The organism is Robiginitalea sediminis (assembly GCF_002198115.1).
GTDB classification, from domain to species: Bacteria; Bacteroidota; Bacteroidia; order Flavobacteriales; family Flavobacteriaceae; genus Robiginitalea; species Robiginitalea sediminis.
Genome location: NZ_NGNR01000004.1, coordinates 101,056 through 122,508, shown reverse-complemented (window position 1 = coordinate 122,508; position 21,453 = coordinate 101,056). Strand labels below are relative to the sequence as shown.

21 protein-coding genes and 1 tRNA gene are annotated in these 21,453 nt (G+C 54.8%); 6 read left to right on the top strand and 16 right to left on the bottom strand.

Translation table 11 applies throughout. The features are described 5' to 3' along the window. Positions 1-408 precede the first annotated feature (408 nt). The 3 genes from CA832_RS13050 to CA832_RS13040 all read right to left on the bottom strand — a co-directional run bounded on the left by CA832_RS13050 (position 409) and on the right by CA832_RS13040 (position 3,276). On the bottom strand, positions 409-1,452 hold the full coding sequence (locus tag CA832_RS13050; protein ID WP_088342086.1) for a ThuA domain-containing protein: 1,044 nt from the start codon (positions 1,450-1,452) through the stop codon (positions 409-411). A gap of 366 nt (positions 1,453-1,818) precedes the next feature. Next, entirely contained in the window at positions 1,819-2,817 is a 999-nt protein-coding gene (locus tag CA832_RS13045) for an aldo/keto reductase (protein ID WP_088342085.1), read from the bottom strand. A 3-nt stretch (positions 2,818-2,820) separates the two neighbouring features. Further along, positions 2,821-3,276: a GlcG/HbpS family heme-binding protein gene (locus CA832_RS13040; protein WP_088342084.1), complete on the bottom strand. Its 456-nt coding sequence runs from the start codon at positions 3,274-3,276 to the stop codon at positions 2,821-2,823. Between the two features lie 78 nt (positions 3,277-3,354). Between CA832_RS13040 and CA832_RS13035 the strand changes: the two genes are divergently transcribed. Beyond that, complete coding sequence (locus CA832_RS13035; RefSeq protein WP_233131810.1) at positions 3,355-3,951, top strand: Crp/Fnr family transcriptional regulator; 597 nt, start codon at positions 3,355-3,357, stop codon at positions 3,949-3,951. A 262-nt stretch (positions 3,952-4,213) separates the two neighbouring features. Beyond that, complete coding sequence (locus tag CA832_RS13030) at positions 4,214-6,766, top strand: adenosylcobalamin-dependent ribonucleoside-diphosphate reductase (RefSeq protein WP_088342083.1); 2,553 nt, start codon at positions 4,214-4,216, stop codon at positions 6,764-6,766. Positions 6,767-6,831: 65 nt separating this feature from the next. On the opposite strand, the gene CA832_RS15270 is transcribed toward CA832_RS13030, so the two are convergent. Then, entirely contained in the window at positions 6,832-6,954 is a 123-nt protein-coding gene (locus CA832_RS15270; RefSeq protein ID WP_262502104.1) for a hypothetical protein, read from the bottom strand. 130 nt (positions 6,955-7,084) lie between these two features. Continuing rightward, entirely contained in the window at positions 7,085-7,804 is a 720-nt protein-coding gene (locus tag CA832_RS13025; protein ID WP_317042290.1) for a class I SAM-dependent methyltransferase, read from the bottom strand. Positions 7,805-7,921: 117 nt separating this feature from the next. Between CA832_RS13025 and CA832_RS13020 the strand changes: the two genes are divergently transcribed. Continuing rightward, positions 7,922-7,998, top strand: a tRNA-Pro gene (locus CA832_RS13020). A gap of 413 nt (positions 7,999-8,411) precedes the next feature. Continuing rightward, entirely contained in the window at positions 8,412-9,185 is a 774-nt protein-coding gene (locus CA832_RS13015; RefSeq protein ID WP_088342081.1) for a hypothetical protein, read from the top strand. Positions 9,186-9,195: 10 nt separating this feature from the next. On the opposite strand, the gene CA832_RS13010 is transcribed toward CA832_RS13015, so the two are convergent. Together CA832_RS13010 and CA832_RS13005 are read right to left on the bottom strand one after the other, a co-directional pair. Next, complete coding sequence (locus tag CA832_RS13010; protein WP_088342080.1) at positions 9,196-10,305, bottom strand: adenylate/guanylate cyclase domain-containing protein; 1,110 nt, start codon at positions 10,303-10,305, stop codon at positions 9,196-9,198. 131 nt (positions 10,306-10,436) lie between these two features. Beyond that, positions 10,437-11,333, bottom strand: a complete 897-nt coding sequence (locus CA832_RS13005; protein WP_088342079.1) for an SMP-30/gluconolactonase/LRE family protein — start codon at positions 11,331-11,333, stop codon at positions 10,437-10,439. 179 nt (positions 11,334-11,512) lie between these two features. Between CA832_RS13005 and CA832_RS13000 the strand changes: the two genes are divergently transcribed. Further along, a complete protein-coding gene (locus CA832_RS13000) occupies positions 11,513-13,198 on the top strand; it encodes a carboxylesterase/lipase family protein (RefSeq protein WP_394335754.1) in 1,686 nt (561 codons plus the stop codon). Between the two features lie 486 nt (positions 13,199-13,684). On the opposite strand, the gene CA832_RS12995 is transcribed toward CA832_RS13000, so the two are convergent. The 9 genes from CA832_RS12995 to CA832_RS12955 all read right to left on the bottom strand — a co-directional run bounded on the left by CA832_RS12995 (position 13,685) and on the right by CA832_RS12955 (position 20,862). Beyond that, positions 13,685-14,467, bottom strand: a complete 783-nt coding sequence (locus CA832_RS12995) for an ABC transporter permease (RefSeq protein ID WP_088342078.1) — start codon at positions 14,465-14,467, stop codon at positions 13,685-13,687. Next, entirely contained in the window at positions 14,460-15,167 is a 708-nt protein-coding gene (locus CA832_RS12990) for an ABC transporter ATP-binding protein (protein ID WP_088342077.1), read from the bottom strand. The genes CA832_RS12995 and CA832_RS12990 overlap by 8 nt, the downstream gene beginning before the upstream one ends. Next, positions 15,164-16,405, bottom strand: a complete 1,242-nt coding sequence (locus CA832_RS12985) for a nitrous oxide reductase family maturation protein NosD (RefSeq protein ID WP_088342076.1) — start codon at positions 16,403-16,405, stop codon at positions 15,164-15,166. The genes CA832_RS12990 and CA832_RS12985 overlap by 4 nt, the downstream gene beginning before the upstream one ends. Beyond that, complete coding sequence (locus CA832_RS12980; protein ID WP_088342075.1) at positions 16,402-16,692, bottom strand: cupin domain-containing protein; 291 nt, start codon at positions 16,690-16,692, stop codon at positions 16,402-16,404. Before CA832_RS12980 ends, CA832_RS12985 begins: the two co-directional genes overlap by 4 nt. Then, positions 16,689-17,123 (bottom strand): nitrous oxide reductase accessory protein NosL, encoded by a 435-nt coding sequence (locus tag CA832_RS12975; protein ID WP_088342074.1) that lies wholly within the window; start codon positions 17,121-17,123, stop codon positions 16,689-16,691. Before CA832_RS12975 ends, CA832_RS12980 begins: the two co-directional genes overlap by 4 nt. Beyond that, complete coding sequence (locus CA832_RS12970) at positions 17,120-17,722, bottom strand: hypothetical protein (protein ID WP_088342073.1); 603 nt, start codon at positions 17,720-17,722, stop codon at positions 17,120-17,122. The genes CA832_RS12975 and CA832_RS12970 overlap by 4 nt, the downstream gene beginning before the upstream one ends. A gap of 73 nt (positions 17,723-17,795) precedes the next feature. After that, positions 17,796-19,748 (bottom strand): Sec-dependent nitrous-oxide reductase, encoded by a 1,953-nt coding sequence (gene nosZ, locus CA832_RS12965; protein ID WP_088342072.1) that lies wholly within the window; start codon positions 19,746-19,748, stop codon positions 17,796-17,798. A 31-nt stretch (positions 19,749-19,779) separates the two neighbouring features. After that, positions 19,780-20,349: a fasciclin domain-containing protein gene (locus CA832_RS12960; RefSeq protein ID WP_088342071.1), complete on the bottom strand. Its 570-nt coding sequence runs from the start codon at positions 20,347-20,349 to the stop codon at positions 19,780-19,782. A 6-nt stretch (positions 20,350-20,355) separates the two neighbouring features. Continuing rightward, positions 20,356-20,862, bottom strand: coding sequence for a c-type cytochrome (locus CA832_RS12955; RefSeq protein WP_088342070.1), 507 nt, complete (start codon positions 20,860-20,862; stop codon positions 20,356-20,358). A gap of 112 nt (positions 20,863-20,974) precedes the next feature. Here CA832_RS12955 and CA832_RS12950 point away from each other — a divergent pair, with 112 nt between their 5' ends. Then, on the top strand, positions 20,975-21,406 hold the full coding sequence (locus tag CA832_RS12950) for an RrF2 family transcriptional regulator (RefSeq protein ID WP_088342069.1): 432 nt from the start codon (positions 20,975-20,977) through the stop codon (positions 21,404-21,406). Positions 21,407-21,453: the final 47 nt, after the last annotated feature.

Here is a 21,453-nt window from a genome sequence, read left to right as displayed (position 1 = left end):
TGGCTTTGCTTGAGGCCACCCCCCGTTCTGGATCACGCCGCAGGCGTAATCCAGGAAATTCCAACCGCTAAAGTCCAAATTCCAGGAAATTTGTTTTTGTAAGTGGAAGCGGAAATGAAAAAAGCACAAAGCGCAGCTTTGTTGGCTTTGCTTGAGGCCACCCCCCATTCTGGATCACGCCGCAGGCGTAATCCAGGCCAGCGCACCGCCCAGATGGTTATCGGGGCTAAATTTTCAACAGTCACGGCTCGTAGGGGAAATGCCCCAAAGCCCCGGGGCACAAACTAGCCTCATTCGACGCAATACCCTTGCAGGTTCAGAAAAAGCCTCTGGGTCGTTGATAATCCCTCATGAAGGTCTCGATGCAGAAGGTTTCGGCAACGTGCCCACAAAGCAAAGGAATACCCTTCACTCCCCCCAAGCCCTGCTGACCGACTTCTCCGCACTCGGAAAATCCGCCGGCACCTCCTGGGTAACTGCTCCCGTGGCGGCCCACTCACACCCGCGCTGGAAGGTGGTGATAAACCCTACGCAGGCCATGGAATAGTCGAAGTGCCCCAGGGTGGAGTGGAATACGCGCCCTTTTCCGTACTCGATGGCCATCAGTTGGGGCACATGCTGGCCCAGGCCTACCACATCCGGGTTCCAGGGAGGGGCATTTTTCTCCACATCGGCATAGGCGGTAGCCAGGATGGTGGCATTTTCAAACGGCCCGCGCATGCGCTCATATAACTCATCTTCCGTGTGCAGCCAGGTCTCGGGTAATCCTTTCATTATGGGGTGTTCCGGGGCGCGGGTGGTTAGCTGAAATTCGTATTCCGGCCCATGCGATCCGCAAACACCTTCAGCTGTATCCCGGATGAGTTCCCCTGCATCGTTATAATAGACATAGGGCCCGCTCTGGGCATCGCGCCCACCCCAGGCCCCCAGCCCGATCATGCGGTTGAATTCATCCCAGTCCCCCCAGGCATTGTTCGCGGCGTGCACCACCACAAATCCCCCGCCGTTTTCCATATAGGTTTCGAAGGCTTTGCGGGTTTCGGCCGGCCATAAGGGAGAGGACGCCCCTAAATTTGAAATGATGACATCATAAGGGGTAAAATCCATCGAAAACCGGGAGGTGGCAATGGGGTCATGGGAAATCCCAGAGGAGGCTGAATCCAGCGGGTACTTTTCAATAAAAGAAGTGTATGGCTCCGGACGGGATTCCCGGTATTTGATACCCAGCCAGACCGAATCCATCCGGTGTACGAAGACCTCGAAAAGCCCGGTTTGTTCCAGGTAATCCTGCATCATCTGCGTGGTCTTGGGCCATACATAATGGTTGTTCTGTCCGTCCAGGATGAGGGCCTTTAGCTTTGTCGGTTCCTCGGCGGGGGCTTCCTGCCTTGGGGTTTCTTTGCAGGCTGTCGTTGCCAGGGCCAGGAGCCCAATCCACAAAAGCTTTTTCATCAGTGGTTTATTTTGGTTAGGGGTTATGCGAAGCTCGACGCACCTACAAGATAAGTAAATAGGTCGAGGAGCATGTTGTTGCGCCAATTTGCCGATGGGCATTGTGTCCTGCTGAGACGTGGCGAAGGCATATAGGGAATCCTACTAACGTGCAAGATACCTCAGTCGCTTCTCTCCTTCAGGATGACATGAAACGCGATTCAGGTGCCTCCGGGATGCCGGAATTTAGTTTGGTTAATCGCATCTCCCATCAATAGCATACCTTATATATAATAGGTATCCCAAATCACCTTGTAAGCCTTTCCGCGAATCCCCCAAATGGAAGACTGCAAGCCTTCTCCTTGTGATGTGTCCCGGCAAGAGGGTTTACTTCCCCAGGATCGCCTCAATAGCGGCCAGCTCCTCAGGGGCAAAGCGGCTGTTGGCAAGGGATGCCAGGGAGTCCTCCAGTTGGGACGGCCTGCTAACGCCCAGCAGCACGGAAGTTACCCGCGCATCGCGACCTGCCCACGCCAGTGCCATCTGGGCCAGGCTCTGCCCACGCCCTTGGGCTATTGCATTCAGGCGGGCCACCTTATTGAGTAGTTCCGGTGTGATCTGCCCGGCTTCCAGGGCTCCGTTGCCCCTTCCGGAAGCCGCCCGGGATCCGGTTGGGATGCCTCCCAGGTATTTGTTGGTCAGCAGTCCCTGCTCCAGGGGGGAAAACACAATACAGCCCACCTGCTCCTGGCCCAGGACATCCAGCAGCCCGTCCTCAATCCACCTGTCGAACATGGAATACCGCGGCTGGTGGATCAGACACGGCGTCCCCAGTTCCCGCAGGATTTTAAGGGCTTCCCTGGTCTGGTCGGCGCTGTAGCTGGAAATGCCCACATATAGGGCTTTGCCCTGGCGCACGATCAGGTCCAGGGCTCCCATGGTTTCCTCCAGGGGGGTGTCCGGGTCCGGGCGGTGGTGGTAGAAAATGTCTACGTATTCCAGGCCCATCCGTTTGAGGCTCTGGTCCAGACTGGCCACCAGGTACTTTTTGGATCCGAGGTCCCCGTAGGGCCCATCCCACATGGGCCACCCCGCCTTGGAACTGATAACGAGCTCGTCCCGGTGGCGGGCCAGGTCTGCCTTAAGGATTTTTCCAAAGGTGGATTCCGCCGAGCCCGGGGGCGGCCCGTAGTTGTTTGCCAGGTCAAAGTGGGTGATGCCGGCATCGAAGGCCTTGTGGATGATACTCCGGGCATTCTGGTAATCGTCTATCTCGCCGAAATTGTGCCATAACCCCAGGGAAAAGGCCGGAAGCATCAGGCCGCTGTTTCCGCAGCGGTTATAGGTCATCTCCTGATATCGGTTCTGGGCGGGTGTGTATTCCATGGTTTAGGTATTGAGAAGGTTTAGTTGCCTGAAGGTGTCCAGGACAATTTGTTTATCTGTTGTTCCCCTGAAGCCGCTGAACCCTATCGAGTAGGACTGGCCGTTATTCAGGGTGACGGGTTGTCCGCCAACCCACCCGATCAGGTCCGGGTTGTCTATGCCATTGGCGTTTTCGGGGACCTGGCCGGTAAATACCATCCGCTCATACTCCCCGGTTTCTGTACCGGTAAGCCATACCTGACTGGCCTTTCTCCAGGCGATCTGAAAGGACTGCCGTTGCCGTACGGGATCTGTACCGTAGCACTTTCCGTGGATTCCCCCACTCGGGTCTATCAGGCAGACCGCTACATTCCCGTTCGAAATACGTGCATCTTCGGGCACTTCCATACGCCCTGCAATCTGGGGCTCGAGTGCTTCCAGGAACCCGGCTACAGTGCTTTGAATTGTTTGGTATTGCATTGTGGGTTAATTTACACCCCTAAAGGTACAGGGTATTGATGCGCTTTTCATTGAACTAGGACAAGAAAAAAGCGAGTCATGGCTGAGGTTATGGTAACAGAACTACGCAAGTATATATCAGGATTTGTGGCACTTACCGACCAGGAAATGGAGCTGGTCCTCACTGCCTTCGAATATCGCCAGGTTCCCAGGCGAACCCAGCTGCTGCGCGCAGGGGAGGTTTGCAGCTTCGAAGCCTTTATCCTCTCGGGGTGTGCCCGGGAATACTACGTGGATGACAAGGGTTCCGAACATACCGTGGAATTCGCCCTGGAGCGCTGGTGGATCAGCGATATTTACAGTTTTGAAAACCAGGTACCCAGCCGGGTTTCCATTGAAACGCTGGAAGACACCGAGTTACTCGTACTCAGCCCGGAAACCAAGGCATCCCTCCTGGAGGAAGTCCCCAAAATGGAACGGATGTTCCGCCTTATGATGCAACGCCACCTGAATGTGGTCAAAAACCGACTCTTGCGTAATATGTCCGACACGGCTATGGACCGCTACCTGCTTTTCCTGGAGCGCTACCCGGATGTCATCCGGCGGGTGCCTCAGTATTATATAGCCTCTTATCTCGGTATTTCCCAGGAATTCCTCAGCAAGCTGCGCAGGCGCGCCGTAAAGGCCGGGGAGTAGGTTCTTTTCCCCGCCTGTTCCTGCCGTTTTGCCCTAATGACGGATCAATACTTGCGTTCGCTAAGCGAGCCCAACGTCAGGACATCGAATTAAACTGAAAATGGAAGTAAACCTACTTTTTTTTAACAAAATTATGTTGACAACTAAATTAATAATCTGACAAACAGGTAATTGCGCCATATTCGATAGCAATACTATGACAGATGTCATGATCTGGTCTGGCGGGAGGTGAGTACTTTCACGTGAAAAACACCCTTTTCCGATGCCTTCCACTAAAACAGCCCTACCCACCAAAACCTATTCCACAGCCGACGCTTTCGAAGCCACCAAAGCCTATTTTGACGGGGACGACCTGGCGGCCAGTGTGTGGCTTAACAAATACGCCCTGAAGGATTCCGAGGGCAATCTCTACGAGCTTACCCCGGACGACATGCACCGGCGCATTGCCCGGGAACTCGCCCGGGTGGAAGCCCGCTACCCCAACCCAATGGATGAGGAGCAGATCTTCGGCCTTATCCGGGATTTTAAATACCTGGTGCCCCAAGGCAGTCCCATGGCGGGGATTGGCAACCCCTTCCAGGTGGCCTCCCTGTCTAACTGTTTTGTGATCGGGACCGAAGGCCAGGCCGATTCCTACGGGGCTATCATGAAGATCGACCAGGAGCAGGTGCAACTGATGAAGCGCCGCGGCGGGGTGGGCCACGACCTTTCTCACATCCGCCCGAAGGGGTCCCCGGTTAAGAATTCCGCACTCTCCTCCACTGGCCTGGTGCCCTTTATGGAACGGTATTCGAACTCCACGCGGGAGGTGGCCCAGGACGGCCGCCGGGGCGCGCTGATGCTCTCGGTCTCCATACAGCACCCGGACGCTGCGGATTTTATCAATGCCAAACTGGAGGAAGGCAAGGTAACCGGGGCCAATATTTCGGTTCGTATAGACGATGCCTTTATGCAGGCCGTGGAACAGGACGCAACCTATACCCAGCAATTCCCCGTGGGGGCGCCCGAGCCGAAACAGACCAGGACCATCCAGGCCCGGGAACTCTGGGATACCATTGTTCACAATGCCTGGCGTTCCGCAGAGCCCGGTATCCTGTTCTGGGATACCATTATCCGGGAATCACTCCCGGACTGCTATGCGGACCTCGGGTATAAAACCATTTCCACCAACCCCTGCGGGGAAATCCCGCTCTGCCCGTACGACTCCTGCCGCCTGCTGGCCATTAACCTGCTTTCCTATGTGGAGGACCGCTTTACCCCCCAGGCCCGGTTCAATTTCGAGCGCTTCCGGGAGCATGTGGGGTATGCCCAGCGGCTTATGGACGATATCATTGACCTGGAGCTGGAGAAGGTAGATGCCATCCTAAAGAAAATCGAATCCGATCCCGAACGGGACGATACCAAACGGGTGGAACACCAGCTTTGGCTGAAGATCCGGGAGAAGGCCCAGGAGGGCCGTCGCACGGGGATTGGTATCACGGCCGAAGGCGATATGCTGGCGGCCCTCGGGCTGCGGTACGGTACCGACGAGGCCAGCGCCTTCTCGGTAGAGGTCCACAAGGCCCTGGCCCTGGGGGCCTACCGGGGTTCGGTACAGACGGCCCGGGAACGGGGTGCCTTCCCTATTTTCGACGCCCAACGCGAGGAAAACAACCCCTTTATGCTCCGCCTTAAGGAGGCCGATGAAAAACTCTATTACGAGATGGTGGAATACGGGCGGCGCAACATCGCCCTGCTGACTATCGCCCCCACCGGGACCACCAGCCTGATGACCCAGACCACCTCCGGTATAGAACCGGTGTTTTTACCGGTGTACAAACGCCGCCGCAAGGTAAACCCTTCGGATAAAGGGGTGCGGGTAGACTACACCGATGAGGTGGGCGACTCCTGGGAGGAGTACCTGGTTTTCCATCACCAGTTCAAGGTATGGATGTCGGTAAACGGGTATGACCCGGATGCCAACTATACCCGGGAGGAAATCGAAGCCCTGGTCGAAAAATCGCCCTATCACAAAGCCACCTCCAACGATGTGGACTGGGTGAGTAAGGTACGCCTGCAGGGAGCGGTTCAGAAGTGGGTAGACCATTCCATCAGCGTTACCATTAACCTGCCCTCCGACGTGCCCCAGGAACTGGTCGGACGCCTCTACCTGGAGGCCTGGAAATCCGGGTGTAAGGGGGTTACGGTATACCGGGACGGATCCCGATCCGGTGTGCTGATTGCCGATTCCGACTCCAAGGAAGCCGAAGGGGAAAGCCTCACAGACTTTCCCACCAAAAGACCGGAGGTCCTGGAGGCCGACGTGGTGCGCTTCCAGAACAACAAAGAGAAGTGGATTGCCTTCATTGGCCTGATAGACGACCAGCCCTATGAGATCTTTACCGGTCTGGCAGACGACGAAGATGGAATCCTACTGCCCCGGTGGGTGGAGAGTGGGCTCATTATCAAGCACCGGGAAGACGACGGTCCTTCCCGTTACGATTTCCAGTACCAGAACAAGCGGGGGTATAAAACCACCATTGAAGGCTTGTCCCACAAATTCAACCCGGAATACTGGAATTACGCCAAGCTCATCTCGGGGACCCTGCGCCACGGAATGCCCATCCCCAAGGTGGTAGACCTGATCCAGAGCCTCCACCTGGATTCCGAGCAGATCAACACATGGAAAAACGGGGTGGTCCGCGCCCTTAAAAAGTACATACCGGACGGGACGGAGGCCAACGGGCAGACCTGCCAGAACTGTAAGGGCAAGAACCTGGTCTTCCAGGAGGGCTGCCTCACCTGCAGGGACTGCGGTTCCTCCAAATGCGGGTAGGCGTTTACCATCCATTAGAAATAAAAAAGAGGGCTCAGAAGCCCTCTTTTCTTTTGAAGTTCGTTTTACGAAAACCGAATCAGCCGCAGGGCCGTGTGTCTTCGGGTATTCTTCCAGCTGGCATGGCGCGTGGGAGTGCGGTCAAAACCAGTACTTACTTCATTGAGGTTTTTGCTTGTATGATTCATGATATGCGGTTTTATAGGTTTTTGTTGTGCGATGTTTCGCTTGTTCATCTGAACACCTATATGACGAAGTAACCGCTTAAATATTACAGCGTTAAGAGGAATTTAACTATTGGGTTGCGCGGATGGGAAGCTACTCCCTGACAAATACCATGCAGTGCTGCCAGGGGAGGTTATCCAGGTTGCGCTCCAGCCGGAACCCGGCCGCCTGAAGCTCCTTTACGGCCTGGGCTTCGGTCATCTTGTGCAGCCTTTTGATGGGGACCTCCGGGTCTTCGCCCCGGTATTCCACCAGGTAGAGTTTCCCCCCTGGTTTGAGGGCCTTTCTGATGGAGGCCAGCATTTCCAGAGGATGGGAAAACTCGTGGTACACATCCACCATCAGGGCCTTGTGGGCAATCCCCTCCGGGAGCTCGATACTGCGCTCTGTCCCCATGACTTCCACTACGTTCCCCTGCCCGAGAGCCTTCTTTTTCCCGCGAATGGCCTCGAGCATTTCCTCCTGTATGTCCACCGCGTAGACCAGCCCGCGGCTGGCCATGGGCGCCATCCGGAAGACGTGGTACCCGGAGCCGGCCCCCACGTCAACGATCGTATCCCCGGGCTGGATGTCCATATTGCGTAGCAGGCGGGAGGTGCGCTCCTCCGCCTCCCGCTCGTCGCGTTCCAGCCAGGCCATCCCCTGGTAGCCCATAACATGGGCAATTTCCCGGCCCATAAACCATTTCCCGGTCCCGAAAGGCTCCCCTTTCCGATACGTGTATGGGTCCTCTATGAATCGCGTTTGTGCAATCCCCGATGCCTGTGTCAGCAATAACCCGGGCAGTAATAGCAGCAGCAATATCTTTCTCACCTGAATCCTTTTTTTTCCTGAAAATACGAATTCCCTGCCTGCCGTGGTATTCCCCCGAATTATCCCTCCACTTATTTTACCATAACCGTTAAAAGTTTTATTTTTGCCTTCCGGTTTCGGGATGTAGCGCAGTCCGGTAGCGTACTTCGTTCGGGACGAAGGGGTCGCAGGTTCAAATCCTGTCATCCCGACCAAGAAAAGCCAGGCAGTTGCCTGGCTTTTTTCATTGGAACTTGGCGGAAAGTAAACTTTCCAGCCAAGTGCAAATGAAAAGAAGCTGAAAACGTAGTTTTCGGCTTTTCTTGAGGCTACCCCAAAAAGATTGCGCCGACCGAAGCAAGGCGAAATCTTTATCGGTGAAAGCTTGCTTACTTATTTGGACTTAGGGATGCCAAGGATTGCACCGACCGTAGGGAAGTAAAATCCTTTCCCCTACTTTTCTCAAGGCCACCCCACAACCCTAATCTGTCCGCCCTCACCCTTGCATTTTATCTAATTTCCTGATAATATGATAAATATCATCTTTGTCGGCCAGGGACCTACCTACTTTTAGGGTACATCAGAAGTTCTGGCAAATGGGGGTTTGTCTAACCTAAAAGCTTATGCGATGAAAAAGCTTATGCCCCTGCTTGCCGTAACCCTTTTCGGGTTTCTGCTCAACTCCTGTGTCTCCGACTACATGAAGTACCCCGGAGAGGACGAGATGGAACAGGCCGAATCCGACCCCAATGCGGATGCAACTGACACTACCGCAGATGACTCCGTTACCCCTCCGGATTCCGATCCTACTTCAGAACCTCCTTCAGACGACCCGCCGCCACCCGACCCCAATGCCGGCAAGGTAACCTACCTGGCCGACGTGGAGCCTATCATGCGGCAGTTGTGCGTGGCCTGCCATAACGACAACCTGCACGAAGACGGGGTGAACCTGGACGGGTATAACCGGGTGAAACAGGCTATTGACGATGTCCTGGAATCCATGATGGAGGATGAAGACGACGATGACATCATGCCACCCAGCGGCCGGGTGGATAACGCCATAATCCAAACCCTGCTGGCCTGGAGGACCGATGGTTTCCTGATGGGCGAGGAAACCCCTCCGGATGACACGGATTCCGGAACCAATGACGTAAACTATACCTATATGGCCGATATCCTCCCTGTTTTTGAGGACTATTGCATCATGTGCCACGGGGCCAATTCCCCTGCAGGAGGTTTCGACATGTCTACCTACCAGAAGACTATAGACCAGATTGACCCCATCCTGGCGAGGATGGAATTGCAAACCGGGCAGGCTGGGGTAATGCCCCCTTCCGGGCAACTGGACGCGGCTACCCTGCAAAAAATCCGGGCGTGGATCGCACTGGGGATGCCGGAATAACCCTTATGAATTAACCAGGTGGTAATGGCGTTATGGCAAAAAGCGCCACAGGCTGTGTCCGTCCTTCCAGGGGGATGGTACCCAAAGGTTCGGCATGTGCAGGCAGGTCATTGCCCAGGTGGTCCAGAAGGGTTCCTGAGGCGATGAGGTCTGTCCCGTATTCCTTACAGCTTTTCTGGATCCGGGAAGTGACGTTCAGGACATCGCCTGTGAAGAAGATTTCCTTTTTCAGGGCCCCGATTTCGCCAGTAGTCACCGGCCCCATGTGGAGGCCGGCCCGGAACTCCGGACACTGCCCGTATTCCGACTCAAACTGCTCCCGGGACCGGGAAAGGGCATCCTGCATGGCAAAAAAACACCGAAGGCACCGGGCGTTTTCCAGGCCCTGCTCCAGTTGCCAGGTAATGACTATCTCGTCGCCTATATACTGGTAAACTTCGCCCCGGTGGGCGATGATCGCATCGGACAGCCGCGCATAGTAGGCCTTCAGGAACTGGTAATACCGCTTATGGCCGAGTTTCTCGGCTACGGAGGTGGAGGACTTCAGGTCCAGGAACATAAAGATTCGTTCCTCTTCCTTCGGCTTGTGGTAACGGCCGGTAAAGAAATTCAGCAGGACGCTGTGGCCCAGGTGTTCGGCTATCCCCGCATAGAGCAGGGAGGCCAGGATACTGAAGGAGAGGGAGAGCAGGGTGCTTAAAAAGGTAGTGCTTTGCAGGTAGTGCCCGAATTTGTCCATCACTGCTGCCGACAAGGGGCTGGAACCGGCTTCCAGTCCTGCGGCCAGGGGGTAGGTAATGCCAATCACGGCAAGCATGAAAAGCAGGTAGATGCCCATTTTAACAGTGACTTTCCCCAGAAAGGAATACCCCTGGAAGCGGCGGGAGAGCCACAGGACCTCGAGGGTCCCCATCACCAGGCCTACGGTGAAGACCGCCAGGGAGGCGAAGGCAAAGATGCCCGGGCTCATGGTGATATCGGTATCGGGGCGTACGTTCTGGTACCCTGTGGCCAGGGCATCGCTAATGAGGGTATACCAGCCGATGACCAGCCAGATGACCCCAAAGGGGAGGATGCGCCGGAGCCGGTAGCGGATTCGGGTTGTTGAGGCCTTGCCCATAGGGCTAAAGTTACGGGTAAAATAAAGATGGTTTTAAGGGTATGAAAGTGTTTTGGTGACTGATACACCTGGTTACCCTTTGCGGAAAAAGCCCTTATGGCGTTATGTGTAACCCTTGGCAGGTCTTTTTCCTACTGGCCGGGCGATTCGCCAAACCGGTCCGGGGCCCATCCCCCGGGGGCACAATTTCGCACCACAAAGACGGCCCCCGCTTCCGGCTGGTCCATCAATTCAGAATCCGAAAGCCCTGCCCGGGCCGAGGTAATGTAAAGGTCAGACAGGGTTTCCCCCCCAAAGCAACAGGAGGTGATATGGGCTGCTGGAAGGCGGATCTCCGCCAGTTTTTTCCCGGTATGGGGGTTCCACCGGGCCACCTGCCATCCGCCCCAATGGGCGATCCATAGCATGCCCTCCCGGTCTATGCACATCCCGTCCGGATACCCTTCGCCCGGGTCGATGGCAAAGGCCTCCCTCCGGTTGGTGATTTCCCCGGTCCCGGGGTTGTAATCGAAGGCCGTAACCGCGCAAAGCGGGGTGTCTATGTAGTACAGGGTGTCTGCGGCCTCATTCCACGCCAGGCCATTGGAAATGGAGACCCCTCCCACCATATGGTGGAGGGACCGGTCCGTATCCAGCCGATAGAGGCTGCCTGCCTCCGGGGTTTCATCCAGGGACATGGTGCCCGCCCAGAACCGCCCCTGGGGGTCGCATTTCCCGTCGTTGAACCGGTTGTTGGGCTTCCCCGCCTCCGGATCTGCAAGGGGCTCCAGGGCTCCTGTTTGCCGGTCCATAAAGGCAAGCCCGTTTTGCAGGGCAAGCAGGAAATCCCCATTTGGGAGCAGGGCTGCCGCCCCCGGCATTTGGGGCAAGTCCCTGACCTGGTGTTGCCCCAGGTGGGGGATGTATTCGTGGAGGGCCTTCCCCATAATATCTACCCACAAAAAGCTTCGGTGGTAGACATCCCAGACCGGGCCTTCGCCCAGGGTAGCGCGGTGGGGTAACAGGATTTCCGGGGCAGTTGTTTTCATAGGTTTCCAGGGCGTTGCCTTAAACTGGCGTGAATTTTGGCCAAAAGATAGGAATTTCGGCAGGATGATAGGGCAGGACGGAACGTGCTGTTTTTATAGTGTAGAGGATACATTTATAAAGTTGAATTTGTATCTTACCCTCTGACTTCCTTTGTCTTGGGATATCAATCACAACTACTATGACCATGAAAACAAACAGAAGAAATTTTATCCAGACCATGGGGGCCGGAGCGGCCGGCATGGGTTTTATTTCCGCCATGGGGGTTTCCGGATGCGCCACTTCGGAAACGGCACCTGAAACAGATGGGCAGGTCCTGTTTATCGGGGACGAGATTGCCATTGCAGATACCCAATATGGCCGGGTCCAGGGCTTTATCCTCCGCGATATCTTCCAATTCCGGGGGATTCCCTATGGAGCCGATACCGGAGGCAAAAACCGCTTTATGCCCCCGCGTAAACCGGAAGCCTGGGAGGGGGTCCGCCCTGCCCTGTGGTGGGGGAACTCCGCCCCCCAGATTATGGATAACCGTTATGCCAACCCGGTGTATTCCTACGCAGACCATTGGAATTACGACGACGTGAGTGAGGACTGCCTCAAACTCAATGTCTGGACCCCCGCGCTTGCAGATGGGGGCAAACGGCCTGTTCTGGTCTGGTACCACGGGGGTGGGTTTCGCAATGGGAACGCCATTGAACAGGACGGCTATATGGGCGAAAACCTGAGCCGCAAGGGGGATGTAGTCTTTGTTTCCATCAACCACCGCCTCGGGCCCATCGGGTTCTCCGACCTCTCCGGCGTGGGCGGGGACAAGTATAAAGACAGCGGCAACGTGGGGGCCCTTGATATGGTGGCCGCCCTGGAATGGGTAAAGGCCAATATCGCCAACTTCGGGGGCGACCCGGATAATGTGACCATCATGGGGCAAAGCGGCGGGGGCGCAAAGGTCTGTACCCTGGCCGCCATGCCCGCGGCGGCAGGCCTGATCCACAAGGTGGTGCCCTTAAGCGGCTCCTCTACCGAGGCCCTCGATCAGGACTACGCGCAAAAACTGGGTGAATACATCTTAAGGGAGGCCGGCCTGGAACCGGACGAAATCGACCAGTTGCAGCAGATGCCCTGGAAGGACTATCTCCTGCTGGCCGGCAGGGCCCAGGAGAAATTAAACGAAGATGGGGTTGCCGGCGGCGGCCGCAGGGGCGGGTTCCGCCCGGTTGCCGATGGGGTCCATATCCTCAAAGGGACGTTTTTCAACGAAAAGGGAGGGGTATCCGACCAGGTGCCCATGCTCATCTGCAGCACCTTCCACGAATGGGCCATGTCGCGGACCGACCCGGACATGGAAAAGATCTCGGAAGCGGAGGCCAAGGCACAACTTAAGGAGCGCATCGGGTTCCGCGCCGGCCTGGGCGACAATGCCGCGGACGTATACGACGCCTATGCCGCCGCGTTTCCACAGGCTACCCCAATAGAAATTATGTGCCTGATTGCCAGTAACCGGCAGGCGGTTGTGCGCACCGCCAATGCAAAAAAGAACCAAAGCGCCCCGGTTTATGCGGCCTGGTTCGGGTGGGAACCGGACATGTTTAACGGCCGGATGCGGTCCTTTCACTGCCTGGATATATGCTTCTGGTTTTATAACACCGACCTGATGCTGACCCATACCGGTGGAGGGGGCAGGCCCAGGGCGTTAGCCGAGAAAATGTCGGACGCCCTCCTGCAGTTTATGCGTACGGGGAACCCGAATACCCCGGCCCTTCCCGCCTGGCCCGAATACAGCGTGGAAAAGGGGGAGGTCATGATTCTGGACGACCTTTGCCAGGCGGCAGAAGACCCTGACCGCGAAGCCCGGGCTGCCCTGGGCTAACCCGGAAGGCCACACCAGATAAAAAACCCCTGCCCGGAATTTCCCGGCAGGGGTTTTGTTTTTTGGGCACCCAAATGGATTAGTACACATACTGCCGGTACTCGCTCCAGCGCACCCTTTTGCTCTGACTCAGGGCTGAAAAATAGTTGTACCTGCGGTTTTCGGTCGGGGAAATAGATCGGATTGATTTCATGACTGTTCGTTTTTTGATGATGAATGATGGGACAAATCTAGGGGCACAAACCGGGTAATAGAAGGAAAAGGGCGTGGATTGTCGAAAACCTGGAGTGAACTGCGAACTTTGGTCCCGGGGGCGGGAGAATGGGCTTTGGCGGTGCGATTTCCAGGCCGTATGCTGGGCGGTTGCAGGGTGGGGTGCTAGTTTGGATGGGTGGGGGGAGGGGGGTGCCCCCAGGATCCGGTTGATCAAACCTGTTCCGAAATAGAACAAGGAATTGCGTATTCAAGATTGCCCTTAATAACCCATCAAAAATCCTTGGACCGCGCTTTGCGAAGCATCAGTCCGGTAGGAAGTACCGTCCACAGCAGGAGAACCCCGAGCGAAATCACCAACCCCAGGGAGGTTCCGAAGAACGATTTGAATACCGCCCCGGTATATCCAAGCAGGGCCGAAATATCCAGTTTCAGAAGGATTAAGGTCCGGGAAAGGTCTATGGGGTTCAACAGGCTCGCACCCAGGGCAAAGGTGTCGAGGGGGTACTCCTCCAGCAGGATCAGGGATAGTAAGAAGAGGCCGTCGTAAATAACGGCAAGGAAGAGCCAGAGCAGCACGGCATACCCGAATCCTTTAATGCGGTTGTCATTGGCCAGGGCCACCAGGAAGGCCAGAGCCGTAAAAATCAGGTTCAGGAAAACACCTGTTAGCAACAGGAGGGAAAAGTCCCAAATGGCCCCGCTGCGGAAAAGGCCGTAAAGCGCAAAGGGCAGGCCAAGCCCCAGAACCAAACTAAGGGAGAGCGACCCCGCCACGCCCAGATACTGCCCCAGGAAGATCCGGGAGCGCCGCAAAGGCTGGGCCAATAGCAGGGTAGTGAATTCCCGGGAGTTGTAAAAATACATCACCCCTAAGATGGTCGCTATCAGGGGGACCAGTACAATGATCACATTCATAAGGGTGATTACCGCCTTGGACAGGTCCTGGTTCAGAAACAGCAGGACAAAGCCCAACAGGAGGTAGAAGCCCAGGTATACGTAGCTCCACCTGCTTCTCAGTAAGTCGTAAAAGCTGTATTTCAGGATTTTAAACATGGGTTTGTTCTGCAATGGCCGCGATGGCCGGTTCAACATGGTTTTCCCCGGTGTGGTGGTAGAGTTGTTCCAGGCTCCCTTCAAAATAAACACGCCCTTCCAGCAGGTATATGACATTATCGGCCAGTTCTTCCACCAGGGGCATGATATGGGTGGTAATCAGGAAAAGCGCCCCGGAGCTTTTTCGTTCCCGAATCAGGGTCTTTAGCGCTATCATGGCTCTCGGATCCAGGCCGGAGGTGGGCTCGTCCAGAATATATAAGGGAGCATCGAACATAAAGGTGAGTACCAGGTTTACTTTCTGGCGGGTCCCCCCTGAGAGGGTGCCCAGTTTTTTATCCATAAAGGGCTGGAGCCCGAAGCGCTCTATCAAAGGCCAGGCCTGCCCCTCTTGCTGGCGCAGGTCTGCAATCATCCGGAAGAGTTCGGCTACCGCGAGGTTGGATGGGAATTCGGCTATCTGCGGGAGGTAACCCATCCGGTTGCGATAGGCCCATTCGCCTCTTATAGGTGTTCCGTCCAGGTGGATGCTGCCCCGGTCCGGGCACACCATACCCAGGATACTTTTTATCAGGGTTGTCTTCCCCGAGCCGTTGGGGCCGAGGATAGCGTGGATGCCGGATCCAGCAATGGACAGTTCCACCCCTTCCAATACCGGGTTCCGCCCGAATTTTTTATGTAGGTTTTCAATGTGTATCATGAGCTGGGGTGCATTAAGGGACTAGGGTCCATCAGGTTGTCCGGGGTAAATACCGGGGATACGCGTTCGGAGTAATCGATCAGGTCCATAAACAAACTCCGCAGCAGGACAATGGTCTCCGGGGTCCGGTTAACGATATAGGAAAAGAGCTTTACTGGCCGGTGGGGTACGTCTCCAAAACCATCCCGGTCCAGGTCGTACCCGGAGTACGTGCTCCAGTAATTTTTTTCGAACAGGTTGTCGTTTACCTTGCTGTTGTAGGATATATCGAAGGAATTGTGCAGGAAATTGTTGTTGCTGAAGGTATTGGTGTAGCAGGCGCCCCTTACTTTCAGGGCCCATCCGTTTCCCTGAAACGTATTGCCGAGATATGCAATCCGGTTAGATCCTTCAATGCTGATTCCCACGGTGTTGGCCTCGAAGCGGTTCTGGGATATCACCGCATCGTTGATCTCTTTTAATAGCAAGCCAAAACTGGCGGTTCCCCAATTCCTGCGAAAGGTATTTCGCTTCATCTCGATTTCTTTGGAGAACATAACGGCCACTCCTGCGCCATTGGCTTCAAAAATGTTGTCGGTATAGCTGTCGTTGTTGGAGAACATAAAGTGCAGCCCGTAGCGCACATTATCCGAACTGATATTGTTCGCAATCCGGATGCGGTCGGAGAATTCCAGGTAAATACCATCGCGTACCCGGCTTACCCTATTGCCGCTTACCTGAATATCCCGGCAGTACCAGAGCTGGATGCCGTTTCCGGAGTTAAACTCTTCCTCGGCATCGCCGGAAATAATATTGTCGCATACGACCCCATGGCTGGATTTTTCCAGGTAAATCCCAAAAAAGAGTTGTTCCATTAACAGGCCCTCCAGGTGGAAATACTTGCTTTTGACTACCCTGAGGGCGGCATAGTCTGCCGTATAGCTTTTACCCACATTGCGAAGGCTGAGCCCCAGAACACTTACGCTGTCGGAAACCACCCTGAGGATTTCCCCCTTGCGCTCCCCGTCAATTACGGCCCCGGCATCACCCATAAGGACAAGAGGTTTGTCTATAACCAGGTCGTATTCCCTGTAAACCCCCTGGCGTACCACCACTGTATCGAAAGGGCGTGCCTGCTTCAGGGCATCTCCGACTTCGGTAACGGGGCAATTGGCGCATACCTCGATCTGTCCGGGAGTACTGGCAAGCGCCGGGACGGGTAAAACCCAAAACAGGATCAAAAGCCAAACTGCCTTCATCGGATAACCAGGAATTTGGAATTTTCACGGGCGGTTACACAATGTGCAATGCGCGCAGGGATTTCTATAAAATCTTGGGTTTCCAGGGCATAGACCTTTCCTTCCATGTGGAAATCCAAGGCCCCCTGAATAACGACAAGCCACGCCTTTACCGGAGAGTGGTGCTCAGGAAAAACCGCACCGGTTTCCAAAGACATACTCAGCAGTTCCCATTGCTGTTTCCGCGCAATCTTACGGTTGATAAACCCCTGGAAGGGCTGCATGCGGATATCGTCCCTTATCGTCATGGTTTCGATTTTAGGTTTACTTGGATACCCTCCCAGTCGTAGAGGCTTCCGCCTTTTGCCTCGAGGGTTTCGGAGGCATCCGTATGGGTGCTGAAGGCACTGAGATTAGCCCCCATGGGGCTTGGGATACCCGGGCTTACCAGAAAGACAGCCTCAGATGCTGGTATGAGTTCGCCGGGTGCGGTATAGTCGCTGACCAGGATGTAGGCCATTTCGGTTTGTTCCATTTCCATCAGCTGGTGTACCATGCATTCTATGGCATCAAAACTGCTGGACCGCCCTTTGGCGGTAACCAATTGGGCAGCGTGCTGCCGGTCTACAATGGTCATCCGGCAGAAGGCGCAGGTTTCTGTTCCGTAGGCAATGGGTTTGGGTTTAACCTGGCACCCCAACGCAATAAGTGCCATGGTCAGGAGTACTGCCTTTTTCATGAGAATAGTTTTTTGGAAGTTGTTTCCTTTTTCCCGAGCCAGTAGGCGACCAGGGCAAGGGCTATCCCCAGCCCCAGGCTGTATGCCCCTAATTGGGGGTAGGAGTGCGCCCGGAAGTTCAGGATGTCTTTAGATCCGAAAAAGGGCGGTTGAAACCCCATTACCGAGCCATCCGGATTGGTAAATTTCATGATGGCTTTCGGGTCCAGGTCATGTCCGTACTGATACTCCCAGATATAGAAGTCTATAAGCCCGGCCGTACTGACCGCCACCATAAGCAGGAACCAGTACAAGTACCAGCGGTGGTTTCCCTTCCAGAATACCAGAAGCCCAATGAATGTGGTAATGGCAATGCCTATGGGGAAAATCTTGAATTCCGGGATGGCATCCGGGATGTATTTCATGCCCACATAGTGGTTCATCAGGTTGATGTTTTTGATATCGTGAGGGTTGGCATCCGTAAAATCGTTTATGTGGATGTACATCCCCAGCGGAGTGGGATACTGAGGCGCTTCCAGGGTTATTTTCCACAAGGGGAAAACAAAGAGCAGCAACGGAAGCAGGGCAGCGAGCAGCATTAAGATTCGCGAGCGTTTCATAGCGATAGTGTTGGGTTAAAGAAAAAGGGGGCCGGGCACCCGGCCCCCTTTCTGAGCAGTAGTCCGCCTTGGGTTATTCCCCCAGGGACCACCGCAGGTCGGGGGAATTATCGGCCGGGGAGACCCGGACGTAGCCCTGCATTTCCTGGTGGAGGGCAGAGCAGAAATCCGTACAGTAAAACGGCCATACCCCGGGTTGTTTGGGTTCCCAGACAAAGGTTTCGGTTTGCCCGGGCATTATTAGCAGTTCGGAGGTATTGGCTCCGATCATGGAGATGCCATGGGGTACGTCGTAGTCTTGTTCCAGGTTGGTTACGTGGAAATAGACGCGGTCGCCCACCCGAATGCCTTCAATGTTGTCCGGGTTAAAGTGGCTCCGGATCATGGACATATAGACGTGCACATCTTTGCCATCGCGTTCCACCCGTACATCGGCATCGGATTTAATGCCATAGGGGTGGTTGTTGTTTTGCAACTCGAAGATTTTCTTTGATCGTTGCTTCACAATATCCGCGGCAATTCCGGCGGCATAGTGTGGCTCCCCAACGGTTGGGAAGTCCAGCAGGAGTTCCATCTTATCCCCGCTGATGTCGTAGAGTTGTGCGGACTGGGTCACTTCCGGCCCTGTGGGCAGGTAGCGGTCCTTGGTGATCTTGTTCATGGCCACCACATACTGTCCGAAAGGTTTGCGGGAGTTGCCACCCGGGATCATCAGGTGCCCTACGGAATAGTAGCAGGGCTGGCGGTCCAGGACTTCCCAGGTTCCGAGTTTCCATTTCACCACCTCGGAGGAGATAAAGAAAGTGGTATAGGCATTCCCCTGACCGTCAAATTCGGTGTGGAGCGGGCCTAAGCCGGGCTGGCTTACAGTGCCGGCGCGCACGTCTTCGAAACTGAGAATAGGAATACCGTAGGCTTCCCCCTCGTATTTCTCATTCTCGATGGCATCTAGCATTTTAGTAAAGGAATGGACGGTGAGGTCTGCCGATAATTTCCCGGCTCCAACAATGTATTCCCCACTCGGGTCCACGTCGCATCCGTGGGGGGATTTGGGTGTTGGCAGCAGAAATACGGCACCCGGTACTTCGGACGGATTAACCACGCGCACCTCCTTTTTCATGGTCGAGGTAGCCATATGGGTCCCCTCGTCGTAAACGTTATGGGCGTAGTTGGCCGGCATCATGGTGCCTCCTCCGTTTTTGACGTATTCCTCAATTGCCTTCCAGTTCACTGCCGCGATAAAATCCTTATCGTTTTGGGAAGCGTTTACCTCCATAAGCGTGCTGGCTTCCTCCGAATTATAGGTAGAGAAGAAGAACCAACCATGGCTTTTGCCCCTGCCCGGGTGGGACAGGTCGTAGTCGAAGCCCGGCATCATGAGCTGGAATGCGATGTCCATGTGGCCGTGTTCCGGCTCCACGCTGATAAAGGTAAGGGCACCTTTAAAGTTGCCTTTGTATTCGCTGATGGGCATATCCCGCTGGGGCACCGGTACTGAAAACCGGGTCCCGGCCACCACGTATTCGGTGTTTTCCGTCACGAATGCCGAACTGTGGTTCCCGGCACTGTTCGGGATTTCGATAATCTCTGTGGTCTCGAAGACGCTCAGGTCAATCTTGGCGATCCTGGGGGTGTTGTTCCCATTGATAAAGACCCAGCGCCCGTCCAGTTCCCCGTTGGTTTGGGAAATATCCGGGTGGTGGGAGTCGTCCCAGGGGATAAAACCGTGGGAAGTATTGAGCATGGGTTTGGTTTCCTCGTTGTAGCCATAGGCTTTTTCGGCATCCTGGGAAAATACCGGAATCACTTTAAAAAGCCGTCCGGACGGCAGTCCGTAAACAGAGAGCTGACCGCTGAAGCCCCCGGAAATGAAGGCGTAATAATCGTCATGCTCCCCGGGTGCCACGTACACGCGATCCGCCGCATTGGAAGAAAGCGCGCCGTTGTTCTGCTGGGAATTCCCGCAGGAGTAAAGGGTTAGGAATATCCCCAGAGTGGTCAGGAGATAAAAGAATTTAGATTTCATAAGTCTGGATTATTAAGTTTTTGAAGTTGTTTTATTCAGAAGGGGGTAACATGACCTTGTCGATGATGTGTACAATCCCGTTGCCCGCGGGAACGCTGGCAAGGATTTTGGCACCGCCCACAAATACGTCATCGCCCTCCACGGTAACCGTTACATACTGGTTGTTGGCCTGTCCGAGCTTCGGGAACTTCTTGAGGAATTCTTTCGAATAATTCCCGGGGGTTACATGGTATTTCAGGATGTTGGCCAGGGCGTCTTTGTTCTCTGGTTTCAGCAGGTCCTCCACCGTGCCGGTCGGCAGGGCATCGAAAGCCGCATTAGTAGGGGCAAAGACCATAAGCGGCCCGGCGTTTACCAGGGCGTTCTCCAGGTCTGCTGCCTGTACCGCTGCCACCAGGGTAGTGTGGTCCTGTGAGCCAATGGCGATCTGTAGCACATTGGGTTTGGCCACATCCCCTTCTATAAAGGCCTGGCCTTCGGTTTTGGATGCTGATGCGGGTTCATTGCCCGAAGTTGCGGTTGCAACCTGGTCCCGGCAGCTGCAAAGGAACAGGAGCAAGAAAACGGGAAGCAGGAAACGGATGTTGACGATTGTTTTCATAGGTGATTATTTTAGGGTTCTGAAGTATTCAAGTACCGCACGGGCCTGGTCTTCAGTCAAGCCCTGGTTGGCCATTGGGGAGCCATTAAACTCGAGCAGCAGGTCCCTGGCAAGAGGGTCCTCCTTTACCATTCCCTCTGGGTTGAGGATCATATTCATAACCCACTCTGGTGTCCTGCGCTCGAGTATGCCATTGGGTGCCGGGCCTATAAAGCGTTTGCCTACCCGGTGGCAGGCCAGGCACATCTGGTTGTAAACGGCCTCTCCCTGGGCAGCCATGTCCGTATCGATGGCCTCTGGAAGGGTTACGTTGGTAACCGGGCCAACGCCTTTGTTGGTCAGGTCTACCCGCTCTGAAGCCTTTGTGCCGGATGCAGCAGTGGTAGCCGGGGTTTCTGTGGCTGCTTTCTGGCGTTTCAGGCTGAAGTCTTCTGAGGGTTTTTCTTCTTTTCCTCCACAACTCATCAGGAGCAGGATGCTGAAAAGGGATACTAGTGCTGTTGTTGTTTTCATGAAATCATTTATTTTAGGACAAAATTATCTTTTGATAGAAGTCAAAAACATGATATTCGTCATAAAAAGGATAAAAATATCTTTTAATCTTTGAACAGTTATTTTGAATGTAATGCTATCAAGATCAACTAAATACGCGATAAAGGCAGTGATCTATCTCGCGCAGAATTCTTCGGAGGACCATAAAATTCTGGTCCGGGATATGTTTCAGGAAATCAAGGTTTCGGAGAGCTACCTGGCCAAGTTATTACAGACGTTATCCAAACACGGGATGGTGTCTTCCTCCAAGGGTCGGGGTGGCGGGTTTTACCTGAATGCGGACAACCTGCAACATTCCTTAATGGACGTGGTTCGGGTGATTGATGGTAATGAAGGGATTGAAGCCTGTATCCTGGGGATCAGCGAGTGCAGCGAGACAAACCCATGTGTGGTGCACCACCTGCTGGGTCCGGGGAAAAAGGCCTTTAATGCCGCCCTGTCCCAAACGACCCTGGCACAATTGGCCCGGGACACCGGGTCTTCGGATTTCCGGTTTCCGGAATAAGGGAGGCCTGCCAGTGCGCAGTGGTTCTCACCAGAAGGTTATTAATA

Coding starts and splice junctions, on each gene's coding strand:
- CA832_RS13050 (WP_088342086.1), bottom strand. CDS start 1,452: ATGAAAAAGCTTTTGTGGATTGGGCTCCTGGCCCTGGCAACGACAGCC.
- CA832_RS13045 (WP_088342085.1), bottom strand. CDS start 2,817: ATGGAATACACACCCGCCCAGAACCGATATCAGGAGATGACCTATAAC.
- CA832_RS13040 (WP_088342084.1), bottom strand. CDS start 3,276: ATGCAATACCAAACAATTCAAAGCACTGTAGCCGGGTTCCTGGAAGCA.
- CA832_RS13035 (WP_233131810.1), top strand. CDS start 3,355: ATGGCTGAGGTTATGGTAACAGAACTACGCAAGTATATATCAGGATTT.
- CA832_RS13030 (WP_088342083.1), top strand. CDS start 4,214: ATGCCTTCCACTAAAACAGCCCTACCCACCAAAACCTATTCCACAGCC.
- CA832_RS15270 (WP_262502104.1), bottom strand. CDS start 6,954: ATGAATCATACAAGCAAAAACCTCAATGAAGTAAGTACTGGTTTTGAC.
- CA832_RS13015 (WP_088342081.1), top strand. CDS start 8,412: ATGAAAAAGCTTATGCCCCTGCTTGCCGTAACCCTTTTCGGGTTTCTG.
- CA832_RS13010 (WP_088342080.1), bottom strand. CDS start 10,305: ATGGGCAAGGCCTCAACAACCCGAATCCGCTACCGGCTCCGGCGCATC.
- CA832_RS13005 (WP_088342079.1), bottom strand. CDS start 11,333: ATGAAAACAACTGCCCCGGAAATCCTGTTACCCCACCGCGCTACCCTG.
- CA832_RS13000 (WP_394335754.1), top strand. CDS start 11,513: ATGACCATGAAAACAAACAGAAGAAATTTTATCCAGACCATGGGGGCC.
- CA832_RS12995 (WP_088342078.1), bottom strand. CDS start 14,467: ATGTTTAAAATCCTGAAATACAGCTTTTACGACTTACTGAGAAGCAGG.
- CA832_RS12990 (WP_088342077.1), bottom strand. CDS start 15,167: ATGATACACATTGAAAACCTACATAAAAAATTCGGGCGGAACCCGGTA.
- CA832_RS12985 (WP_088342076.1), bottom strand. CDS start 16,405: ATGAAGGCAGTTTGGCTTTTGATCCTGTTTTGGGTTTTACCCGTCCCG.
- CA832_RS12980 (WP_088342075.1), bottom strand. CDS start 16,692: ATGACGATAAGGGACGATATCCGCATGCAGCCCTTCCAGGGGTTTATC.
- CA832_RS12975 (WP_088342074.1), bottom strand. CDS start 17,123: ATGAAAAAGGCAGTACTCCTGACCATGGCACTTATTGCGTTGGGGTGC.
- CA832_RS12970 (WP_088342073.1), bottom strand. CDS start 17,722: ATGAAACGCTCGCGAATCTTAATGCTGCTCGCTGCCCTGCTTCCGTTG.
- nosZ (WP_088342072.1), bottom strand. CDS start 19,748: ATGAAATCTAAATTCTTTTATCTCCTGACCACTCTGGGGATATTCCTA.
- CA832_RS12960 (WP_088342071.1), bottom strand. CDS start 20,349: ATGAAAACAATCGTCAACATCCGTTTCCTGCTTCCCGTTTTCTTGCTC.
- CA832_RS12955 (WP_088342070.1), bottom strand. CDS start 20,862: ATGAAAACAACAACAGCACTAGTATCCCTTTTCAGCATCCTGCTCCTG.
- CA832_RS12950 (WP_088342069.1), top strand. CDS start 20,975: ATGCTATCAAGATCAACTAAATACGCGATAAAGGCAGTGATCTATCTC.